This window comes from Acidovorax soli, assembly GCF_900107605.1.
In the GTDB taxonomy this organism is placed as follows: Bacteria; Pseudomonadota; Gammaproteobacteria; order Burkholderiales; family Burkholderiaceae_C; genus Acidovorax; species Acidovorax soli.
On the sequence record NZ_FNQJ01000037.1, the window covers coordinates 19,731 to 30,034 of the forward strand.

A 10,304-nucleotide genomic window follows, 5' to 3' on the forward strand; every position below is an offset into this window, starting at 1 on the left:
TGACGATTTAGAACGTACGGACCTTGGGAGGAACGCTGTCCACTGTCAAAGGCTTGAGGTTGACGGGCTTGTAGTCGAGGCGGCTGCCTTCGCTGTACCACAGCGTGTGCTTGAGCCATTCCTTGTCGTTGCGGCCCAGCGGGAAGTCGGCGTGGTCGGCGGGGTGCTCGTAGTCGTACACGGTGTGGGCGCCGCGGCATTCCTTGCGGGCGGCGGCCGACACCATGGTGGCCTGGGCCACTTCGATCAGGTTGTCCACTTCCAGCGCCTCGATGCGCGCGGTGTTGAACACCTTGGACTTGTCCTTGAGCGTGACGCCGGCGACCTGCTTGCGGATCTCGGCGATCTTCTTGACGCCCTCGTCCATGCTGGCCTGGGTGCGGAACACGCCGGCATGCTGCTGCATGGTGGTGCGGATGTCGCCGGCCAGGGCCTGGGCGTAGATGCCGTCGCTGGACTTGTCGAGCTGGTTCAGGCGCTCCAGGGTGCGGTCGGCCGCATCCTTGGGCAGGGGCTTGTGCTCCTTGTTCCTGTTGTTGAACTCGACGATGTGGCGGCCGGCGGCCTTGCCGAACACCAGCAGGTCCAGCAGCGAGTTGGTGCCCAGGCGGTTGGCGCCGTGCACGCTCACGCAAGAGCATTCGCCCACGGCATACAGGCCGTTCACCACGGCGTTGTGGATGCCGTTGGCCTGGGTGATCACCTGGCCGTTGATGTTGGTGGGCACGCCGCCCATCTGGTAGTGGATGGTCGGCACCACGGGGATGTCTTCCTTGGTGATGTCGACGTTGGCGAAGTTGACGCCAATCTCGTACACCGAAGGCAGGCGCTTGTGGATGGTGTCCGCGCCCAGGTGGCTGAGCTTGAGCATCACATAGTCCTTGTTCGGACCACAGCCACGGCCTTCCTTGATTTCCTGGTCCATCGAACGCGAAACGAAGTCGCGTGGCGCCAGATCCTTCAGCGTGGGCGCATAGCGCTCCATGAAGCGCTCGCCGTTGCTGTTGAGCAAGATGGCGCCTTCGCCACGGCAGCCTTCGGTCAGCAGCACGCCGGCACCGGCCACGCCGGTGGGGTGGAACTGCCAGAACTCCATGTCCTGCAATGCAATGCCGGCACGGGCCGCCATGCCCAGGCCGTCACCGGTGTTGATGAAGGCGTTGGTGGAAGCCGCGAAGATGCGGCCGGCGCCGCCGGTGGCCAGCAGCACGGTCTTGGCTTCCAGGATGTACAGGTCGCCGGTTTCCATTTCGAGAGCGGTCACACCCACCACGTCGCCGTCGGCGTCGCGGATCAGGTCCAGGGCCATCCACTCGACGAAGAAATTCGTCTTGGCCTTGACGTTCTGCTGGTACAGCGTGTGCAGCATGGCGTGGCCGGTGCGGTCAGCGGCGGCGCAGGCGCGCTGCACGGGTTTTTCGCCGTAGTTGGCGGTGTGGCCGCCAAAGGGGCGCTGGTAGATGGTGCCGTCGGGGTTGCGGTCGAACGGCATGCCGAAGTGTTCCAGCTCGTACACCACCTTGGGGGCTTCGCGGCACATGAACTCGATGGCGTCCTGGTCGCCCAGCCAGTCGGAGCCCTTGATGGTGTCGTAGAAGTGGTAGTGCCAGTTGTCCTCGGACATGTTGCCCAGCGAGGCGCTCACGCCGCCCTGGGCGGCCACCGTGTGCGAACGGGTGGGGAACACCTTGGACAGCGAGGCCACGTTCAGGCCTGCGCGGGAGAGTTCAAGCGCGGCGCGCATGCCGGAGCCGCCGGCGCCGACGATGACGACGTCGAACTTGCGCTTGGTGATGTTAGCGTTGGTGTAGCTCATTGTTTTTTGCCTTCAGTCGCGGGAATCAAAGACGCCACAGAACCTGGATGCCCCAGCCGGCGCAGCCGACCAGCCAGACGATGGTGAAAATCTGCAGCACCAGGCGCAGGCCCAGCGGCTTGATGTAGTCCATCCAGATGTTGCGCATGCCGACCCAGACGTGCCAGATGAGCGCGATGATCACGGAGAACGTGAGCACCTTCATCCACTGGCTGGAAAAGATGGAGGCCCAGCGGTCATAGCCGATGGGGCCCTTGGTCAGGACCAGCTGTGCGAGCACGATCAGTGTGAACAGTGCCATCAGGACGGCGGTGACGCGCTGGCTCAGCCAGTCGCGCAGGCCATAGTGGGCACCTACGACGGTGCGTTTGTAACCGTAGTTTTCGGACATGGTGGGTTTCCTCTCAGTCGTGGCGCGGCACGCCGGAACCGGCGCTGCCGCGGGGTGAATCAATACAGGCCGAACAGCTTGGCTGCCAGTACCAGCGTCAGGGCAATGCTGATGACCAGCGTCGTCAATGCAGAGGTCTTGCCGAACTGCTTGTTGACGGCCTCGTGGCTCACATCCATCCACAGGTGGCGCATGCCGGCAATCATGTGGTGCAGGTAGCCCCAGATCAGCGCCAGCGCGACGAGCTTGATGAACCAGCCAGGAGCGAAACCCAGGCCTGTGTTGAACGCGGCCTTGAAGGTGCCAAAGGAGATTTCGGACGACACCGAGGTGTCGAACATCCACAGGACGAACGGCAGCAGCAGGAACATGACCGCACCGCTGGCACGGTGCAGGATCGAAACCCATGCAGCCGGCGTCATGCGGTAAGTGGTGAGGTCCTTGAAGGCGTTGATGTTGCGGAATTCAGGCCGTTTTTTGGCAAGCTCTGTCATGGCGGGGTGCTTTCGTGGATGTAACGACTTTGTAATTGGGAGATGCAAAGAACGCAAAATTCTATTGCAACGCAACAAGTGGGGTTTTCCATTGGTGCAATATTTTGACGTTTCTGCTCAAGTGCCAGCGTGCTGTCAGCTCAATTCGTTGTGGTAATGATGGGTGTCGGTGCGGTAAAGACCCCGCCGTAACTCCATGGGAACATCGTTGTAGGTGTAAGCGACGCGCTCCACGCTCAAAAGGGGCGTGCCCACGGTGGTTTGCAAAAGCCGCGCCTGCTCGCCATCGGGCAGCACGGCGCGGATTTTTTCTTCGGCCCGGACCATGCGAACGCCATAGTCGAGTTCAAACATGGCGTAGGTCGGGCCCTGGTAGCCGGCCATGTGTTCTGCCGTCAGGCCTTTGAAGGCCTGGCCGGGCAGCCAGATGTCTTCGAGAATGGTGGGTTCGCCTGCAAACGACAGGATGCGCCGCGCCTGCACCACCGGGTCGCCGCTGCGCAGCGCCAGGGCGCGTGCCACGTCGGCACTGGCGCGCACGCGCCGGCATTCCAGTACGGTGCGTTGCGCCGGACCCTCCACCCGGGCATCGCCGCTGTCGGGCAACAGCTTCAGAAAGCGGTATTGCACATGCTGTTCGGCATGGGTGGCCACGAAGGTGCCCTTGCCCTGGCGCCGCACCACGAGATTTTCGGCCGCCAGCTCGTCGATGGCCTTGCGCACCGTGCCCTGGCTGACGCGAAAGCGTGCCGCCAGGTCCATTTCGCTGGGAATGGCTTCGCCGGGCTTCCATTCACCCTGTTGCAGGCTCTGCAGGATCAAGGCCTTGATCTGCTGGTACAGCGGACTGAACGCCGGTGTTACTGCGCCGGCGCCACCGAGGTGTGGCGCTGGTGCATCAACGTTGAATGGAGGCGAGGACATGGCTGGGGGCAGGGTGGATCGGCTTTGCGAGGCGGCTTCGCGGGTGGATAGCCGGGCTCGATCATATCTTATATAAGACATAAGACAAATTGACCTATCGCAGCAATCGGCGGTACACTCCAAGGCTGTTTTGCGGGGCACGGGCTGCTGGTAACAGGCGCTGGTGCTTGCGTTGCACCTTTACCTGTTTTTTTCCCACTTCCTGGAGTTTTCACCATGAGCAAGAAGCCCGTCCGTGTTGCCGTTACCGGCGCTGCTGGTCAAATCGGTTACGCCCTGTTGTTCCGCATCGCCTCCGGCGAAATGCTGGGCAAGGACCAGCCGGTCATCCTGCAGTTGCTCGAAGTGCCCGTGGAAGGCCCTCAAAAAGCCCTCAAGGGCGTGATGATGGAACTCGATGACTGCGCGTTCCCGCTGCTGGTTGAGATGACCGCACACAGCGACCCCATGACCGCTTTCAAGGATGCCGATTACGCCCTGCTGGTCGGTTCGCGCCCCCGTGGCCCTGGCATGGAACGCGCCGAGCTGCTGGCCGTCAATGGCGCCATCTTCACCGCACAGGGCAAGGCCCTGAATGCCGTGGCTTCGCGCGACGTGAAGGTGCTGGTCGTGGGCAACCCCGCCAACACCAACGCCTACATCGCCATGAAGTCGGCTCCTGACCTGCCACGCAAGAACTTCACCGCCATGCTGCGCCTGGACCACAACCGTGCTGCCAGCCAGATCGCCGCCAAGACCGGCAAGGCAGTGGCCGACATCGAAAAACTCACCGTGTGGGGCAACCACTCGCCCACGATGTACGCCGACTACCGTTTCGCCACCATCAATGGCGAAAGCGTCGCCAAGATGATCAACGACCAGGAATGGAACGCCAATGTGTTCCTGCCCACGGTGGGCAAGCGCGGCGCCGCCATCATCGAAGCCCGCGGCCTGTCGTCGGCCGCCTCGGCAGCCAACGCGGCCATCGACCACATGCGCGACTGGGCCCTGGGCACCAACGGCAAGTGGGTCACCATGGGCATTCCTTCGGATGGCCAGTACGGCATTCCCAAGGACACCATGTTCGGTTTCCCCGTCACCTGCGAAAACGGCGAGTACAAGATCGTTGAAGGCCTGGAGATCGACGCGTTCTCCCAGGAGCGCATCAACAAGACGCTGGAAGAGCTGCAAGGCGAGCAAGACGGCGTCAAGCACCTGCTGTGATCCCATGAGTGTTGTGCGCCACCCAGCCCCGCTCACTGCCGCTCAAGGGGGCGGGTCCGCCCATCCCCGTGATGTGCTGCTTGGCGCCCAGGCGGTTTCGGCCGCCTTGCCGGTGTGCGATCACTACAGCGGTGCTCCGGCGCGCATGCTCAAGAGCCTGCAGTTGCAGGCCCAGATGACCGAAGAATTCGGCGCCTGCGTCTTCGACGTGACGCTCGATTGCGAAGACGGTGCACCGGTCGGCGACGAAGCGGCGCATGCGGCCCTGGTGGCCCAGCTGGCGCGCGATGCCGCCCCGGCAGCCCGCGTGGGTGCGCGTGTGCATCCCGTGGACCACCCCGCATTTGCCAATGACGTGGCCACCATCGCCGGTGAAGCCGGCCACCGGCTCACCCACATCATGTTGCCCAAGGTCGAGTCGGTGGATGACGTTGTGCAGGCTGAAAAGGCCTTGCAGCGTGCATCGGCCGGCCACCTGCCCCTGCAGGTGCTGATCGAATCGCCCGCCGCGGTGCACCGTGCGTTCGAGATCGCAGCGCACCCGCTGGTGCAAAGCCTGAGCTTCGGGCTGATGGACTTTGTATCGGCGCATGGCGGCGCCATACCCGCGTCGGCCATGGCATCCTCGGGCCAGTTCACGCACCCCCTGGTGGTGCGTGCCAAGCTGGAAATCGCCTCTGCCTGCCATGCCCACGGCAAGGTGCCCTCGCATTGCGTGGTGACTGAATTCAGCGACATGGCGGCCATGCAGGCCGCAGCCAGCCGCGCAGCCCGCGAGTTTGGCTACACGCGCATGTGGAGCATCCACCCGGCGCAGATCCGACCCATCCTGGCGGCCTTCGCGCCCACGCAGGATGATATTGAAGTTGCATCAAAAATAATAGCTGCTGCCATAGACGCTGATTGGGCTCCTATCAGTTTTGATGGCGCATTGCACGACCGTGCCAGTTTCCGTTACTACTGGCAGGTCCTGGAACGTGCACACAGCACCGGGCGCAGTTTGCCCCCGGCCGTTTGCGCGTGGTTTGTCCCGTCCCTCCCCTGAACCCCTATTCGCAGGATCTCTGATGAAAACCCTTATCGCTTCTGCCCTGATACTGCTGGCGCCTGCTTTCGTGCTGGCCCAGACTCCCTCCCAGCCCGCAGCCAAGCAGGCCACCAAGGCCCCTGCCAAAACCAAGACGGTCAAGGCGGAGCCTCCCAGCAGCCGTACCCAGCTCCGGTCCGCCACCGGGCAGGTGGCGGCGGGCATCATGGCCGCCGAGGCGGCCCTGTCGCCCGCCGAGCTGGCCATCGCCGAGCGCGTGCATGTCGGCCGCATCGCCTGCGAGCTGGGTGCCCACGTCACGCTCAAGGCCGACCCTGCCTCGCCCGGCCATTTCGATGTCGAAGGCAAGGGCTTCAAGTACCGCATGGCCCCGGTCGCAACCACCACCGGCACCGTGCGCCTGGAAGACCAGAAGGGCGGCGCTGTCTGGCTGCAGATTGCCAACAAGTCCATGCTCATGGACCAGAAACGCGGGCAGCGCCTGGCCGATGAGTGCATGAGCCCCGAGCAGAGCCTGGTGGCCGAGGCCATCAAGAAGAACCCGCCCCCCAGCGTTCTGGAGCCCCTGCCCATCGCCAAGCAATAACGATTGCGGTGTGTCCGGTGTCCGGCACGCACCCGCCCCACTTTGAATAGAACGCAACCGGAGAAAATTGATGTTGAAAGCCTACCGTGACCATGTGGCAGAACGCGCTGCATTGGGCATTCCACCACTGCCCCTGAGCGCCAAGCAGACCAGCGAACTGATCGAACTGCTGAAGAACCCGCCCGCTGGCGAGGAAGCCGCCCTGGTCGATCTGATCACGCACCGCGTGCCCGCCGGTGTGGACGACGCCGCCAAGGTCAAGGCCAGCTACCTGGCCGCCGTGGCCCATGGCACGGAGGTGTGCAGCCTCATCGGCCGCGAGAAGGCCACGCAACTGCTGGGCACCATGCTGGGTGGCTACAACCTCACGCCGCTGATCGACCTGCTGGACGACGCTGCCGTGGCATCGATGGCCGCCGAAGCGCTCAAGAAGACGCTGCTCATGTTCGACCAGTTCCATGACGTCAAGGAAAAGGCCGACAAGGGCAACGCCTTCGCCAAGTCCGTGCTGCAGAGCTGGGCCGATGCCGAGTGGTTCACCAGCCGCCCCGAAGTGCCGCAAAGCATCAAGCTCACGGTGCTCAAGGTCACGGGCGAAACCAACACCGATGACCTGTCGCCCGCGCCCGACGCCTGGAGCCGCCCCGACATCCCGCTGCATGCGCTGGCCATGCTCAAGAACAAGCGCGACGGCATCACGCCCGAAGAAGACGGCAAGCGCGGTCCGGTGAAATTCATCGAAGACCTGCGCGCCAAGGGCAACCTCGTGGCCTATGTGGGCGACGTGGTCGGTACCGGTTCTTCCCGCAAGTCCGCCACCAACAGCGTGCTGTGGTTCACCGGCGAAGACATTCCCTTCGTGCCGAACAAGCGCTTCGGCGGCGTCTGCCTGGGCTCCAAGATCGCGCCGATCTTCTACAACACCATGGAAGACGCCGGCGCGCTGCCGATCGAGCTCGACGTGAGCCAGATGAACATGGGCGACGAGATCGAGTTGCGTCCCTATGAAGGCAAGGCCCTCAAGGATGGCAAGGTGATCGCCGAGTTCACGGTCAAGAGCGATGTGCTGTTCGACGAAGTGCGCGCCGGTGGCCGCATTCCGCTGATCATCGGCCGTGGCCTGACCACCAAGGCACGCGAGGCCCTGGGCTTGGCTCCCTCCACGATGTTCCGCCTGCCGCAGGTGCCCGCCGCCACCGGCAAGGGCTTCACGCTGGCGCAGAAGATGGTCGGGCGCGCTTGCGGCCTGTCTGAAGGCCAGGGCGTGCTGCCGGGCACCTACTGCGAACCCCGCATGACCTCGGTCGGCTCGCAGGACACCACCGGTCCCATGACCCGCGATGAGCTGAAAGACCTGGCTTGCCTGGGCTTCAGCTCCGACCTGGTGATGCAATCGTTCTGCCACACGGCTGCGTACCCCAAGCCCGTGGACGTGAAGATGCACCACGAGCTGCCTGATTTCATCAGCACGCGCGGCGGCATCTCGCTCAAGCCCGGCGACGGCATCATCCACAGCTGGCTCAACCGCATGCTGCTGCCCGATACCGTGGGCACGGGCGGCGACTCGCACACGCGTTTCCCCATCGGCATCAGCTTCCCGGCCGGCTCCGGCCTGGTGGCCTTTGCTGCGGCCACAGGCGTCATGCCGCTCGATATGCCTGAATCGGTGCTGGTGCGCTTCAAGGGCCAGATGCAGCCCGGCGTCACGCTGCGCGACCTGGTGCACGCGATTCCGCTGTACGCCATCAAGGCAGGGCTCCTGACGGTGGCCAAGCAGGGCAAGGTCAACATCTTCTCGGGCCGCATCCTCGAAATCGAAGGCTTGCCTGACATGAAGGTCGAGCAGGCGTTCGAGCTGTCCGATGCCTCGGCCGAGCGCTCTGCCGCCGGTTGCACCGTGCGCCTGAACAAGGAGCCGATCATCGAGTACATCAACAGCAACATCGTGCTGCTGAAGAACATGATCGCCCAGGGTTACGCCGACGCGCGCACCATCGGCCGCCGCATCCAGGCCATGGAAGCCTGGCTGGCCAAGCCCGAGCTGCTGGCACCCGATGCCGACGCCGAATACGCCGCCGTGATCGAGATCGACCTGGCCGACATCACCGAGCCCATCGTCTGCTGCCCCAATGACCCCGACGACGCCAAGACGCTGTCGGACGTGGCCGGCGCCAAGATCGACGAAGTGTTCATCGGCTCGTGCATGACCAACATCGGCCATTTCCGCGCGGCTTCCAAGCTGCTCGAAGGCAAGAAGGACATCCCGGTCAAGCTGTGGATGGCGCCTCCGACCAAGATGGACGCGCACCAGCTCACGGAAGAAGGCCACTATGGCGTGTTCGGCGCCGCCGGTGCCCGCATGGAAATGCCGGGCTGCTCGCTGTGCATGGGCAACCAGGCACAGGTGAAGGAAGGCGCCACCGTGATGTCCACCAGCACGCGCAACTTCCCCAACCGCCTGGGCAAGAACACCAATGTGTACCTGGGTTCCGCCGAGCTGTCGGCCATCGCCTCCAAGCTGGGCCGCATTCCGACCAAGGCCGAATACCTGGCCGACATCGGTGTGATCAACGCCAACGGCGACAAGATCTACAAGTACATGAACTTCGACCAGATCGCCGAGTACAAGGACGTGGCCGACGGCGTAGCCGCCTGAGCGGTTCCCGCCCTCCACGGCTGAGAAAAAAGCCCGGTGCTCGCAAGAGCACCGGGCTTTTTGCTGTTGTATTTATTGGCGTTGATCGAAGGAGGGTGTCCTCTTGCCAAAAGATAAACATGCGCCACTTGCGCGCCGCATGGGTTTTCGCGTCGGGGGATGTGCTCGGGCGCATAGTCCTGGTCTATCGCGCAGGGGCGGCTAGGTTTTTGCGGCTGAGCTCAGATGGGTCAGTAGTGCCTGCACCAGCGGATTAGCGGGCGCGCTGCGCCACATCGCCAGCATTTCGGACGATGGGTGGGTGCCCTGCAGTGGCCGGAATAACAGGCGCGGCAGGCCCACGCGTTCCAGCGCGGCAGGTACCAGGGCTACGCCTTGGCCCAGCGAGACCAGCGAGATCACTGACAGCCAGTGGCGCACCTCGTGGCGCACCTCGGGTGCGAAGCCGTGGGCCAGGCACATCTCGTAGATGCGCTGGTGGTAGGTGGGCGAGACCAGGTTGGAAAAAAGAATCAACCGGTCATCGCGTAGCTCGGACAGGTCGATGGTCTCGCACGCGCACAGCGGGTGCTGCTGCGGCAGGCAGACCACGAAAGGCTCCTCCACGATCAACTGGCTGGCAATGCCCGCGGGTGGCTGGATGGAGTGCACCAGCGCCACGTCCAGCCGCATCTGCAGCAGGCCCTGGATCTGCTCGGCGCTGTTGGCCTCCAGCATGTCCACACGCACCTGGGGGTGGGACCGCTGCAACTGCTCCAGCGCCTGGGGCAGGCCGCGGTACAGGCTGGAGCCCACGAAGCCCAGGCGAAGGTGGCCGCGCGTGCCCTGGGCCACGTCGCGCGTTTCCTGGGCCGCCTGGTGGCTCAAATCCAGCAGCTGGCGCGCCTTGCCCAGCAGATGTTCGCCCGCCGCCGTGAGCCGCACGCCCTTGCTGCTGCGCTCGAACAGCTGGGCCTGGAGCTCTTCCTCCAGCTGCTTGATGGCCACGCTCAGTGGCGGCTGGGAAATGCACAGCCGCTGGGCCGCACGGCTGAAGTGCAGTTCCTCGGCCAGGGTCACGAAGTAGTGCAGCAGCCGCAGTTCCATGGCTAGGCGGATTCAAAAGTGAAGTGCAACACCTGCCAACCTGTAAGGTCAGCAGATGCACTCCTCCCCTTCGCAGTACCGCCAGCTCCAGCCTGAAGAC

9 protein-coding genes are annotated in these 10,304 nt (G+C 63.8%); 4 read left to right on the top strand and 5 right to left on the bottom strand.

Annotation, left to right across the window (positions count from 1 at the left end):
• Positions 1-7: 7 nt before the first annotated feature.
• The 4 genes from sdhA to BLW02_RS17115 all read right to left on the bottom strand — a co-directional run bounded on the left by sdhA (position 8) and on the right by BLW02_RS17115 (position 3,625).
• The gene (gene sdhA / locus BLW02_RS17100; protein WP_092700720.1) at positions 8-1,816 is read right to left on the bottom strand and encodes a succinate dehydrogenase flavoprotein subunit; all 1,809 of its coding nucleotides are present in this window, start codon (positions 1,814-1,816) and stop codon (positions 8-10) included.
• 25 nt (positions 1,817-1,841) lie between these two features.
• Positions 1,842-2,207 carry a succinate dehydrogenase, hydrophobic membrane anchor protein gene (gene sdhD, locus BLW02_RS17105; protein ID WP_026436035.1) on the bottom strand — a complete coding sequence of 122 codons (366 nt, stop codon included), beginning with the start codon at positions 2,205-2,207 and terminating at the stop codon, positions 1,842-1,844.
• Positions 2,208-2,266: 59 nt separating this feature from the next.
• Positions 2,267-2,701 (bottom strand): succinate dehydrogenase, cytochrome b556 subunit, encoded by a 435-nt coding sequence (sdhC, locus tag BLW02_RS17110; RefSeq protein WP_092700723.1) that lies wholly within the window; start codon positions 2,699-2,701, stop codon positions 2,267-2,269.
• A gap of 135 nt (positions 2,702-2,836) precedes the next feature.
• Positions 2,837-3,625: a GntR family transcriptional regulator gene (locus BLW02_RS17115; RefSeq protein ID WP_092700726.1), complete on the bottom strand. Its 789-nt coding sequence runs from the start codon at positions 3,623-3,625 to the stop codon at positions 2,837-2,839.
• Between the two features lie 216 nt (positions 3,626-3,841).
• Here BLW02_RS17115 and BLW02_RS17120 point away from each other — a divergent pair, with 216 nt between their 5' ends.
• The 4 genes from BLW02_RS17120 (at position 3,842) to acnB (ending at position 9,118) form a co-directional block, all read left to right on the top strand.
• Positions 3,842-4,828, top strand: a complete 987-nt coding sequence (locus tag BLW02_RS17120) for a malate dehydrogenase (RefSeq protein ID WP_092700729.1) — start codon at positions 3,842-3,844, stop codon at positions 4,826-4,828.
• 4 nt (positions 4,829-4,832) lie between these two features.
• The gene (locus BLW02_RS17125) at positions 4,833-5,873 is read left to right on the top strand and encodes an HpcH/HpaI aldolase/citrate lyase family protein (protein WP_092700732.1); all 1,041 of its coding nucleotides are present in this window, start codon (positions 4,833-4,835) and stop codon (positions 5,871-5,873) included.
• Positions 5,874-5,895: 22 nt separating this feature from the next.
• Positions 5,896-6,462, top strand: coding sequence for a hypothetical protein (locus BLW02_RS17130; protein ID WP_092700735.1), 567 nt, complete (start codon positions 5,896-5,898; stop codon positions 6,460-6,462).
• A 70-nt stretch (positions 6,463-6,532) separates the two neighbouring features.
• Complete coding sequence (acnB, locus tag BLW02_RS17135; RefSeq protein ID WP_092700738.1) at positions 6,533-9,118, top strand: bifunctional aconitate hydratase 2/2-methylisocitrate dehydratase; 2,586 nt, start codon at positions 6,533-6,535, stop codon at positions 9,116-9,118.
• A 201-nt stretch (positions 9,119-9,319) separates the two neighbouring features.
• Here acnB and BLW02_RS17140 read toward each other — a convergent pair whose 3' ends face one another.
• Positions 9,320-10,204 (bottom strand): LysR family transcriptional regulator, encoded by an 885-nt coding sequence (locus tag BLW02_RS17140; protein WP_092700741.1) that lies wholly within the window; start codon positions 10,202-10,204, stop codon positions 9,320-9,322.
• Between the last annotated feature and the right edge of the window lie 100 nt (positions 10,205-10,304).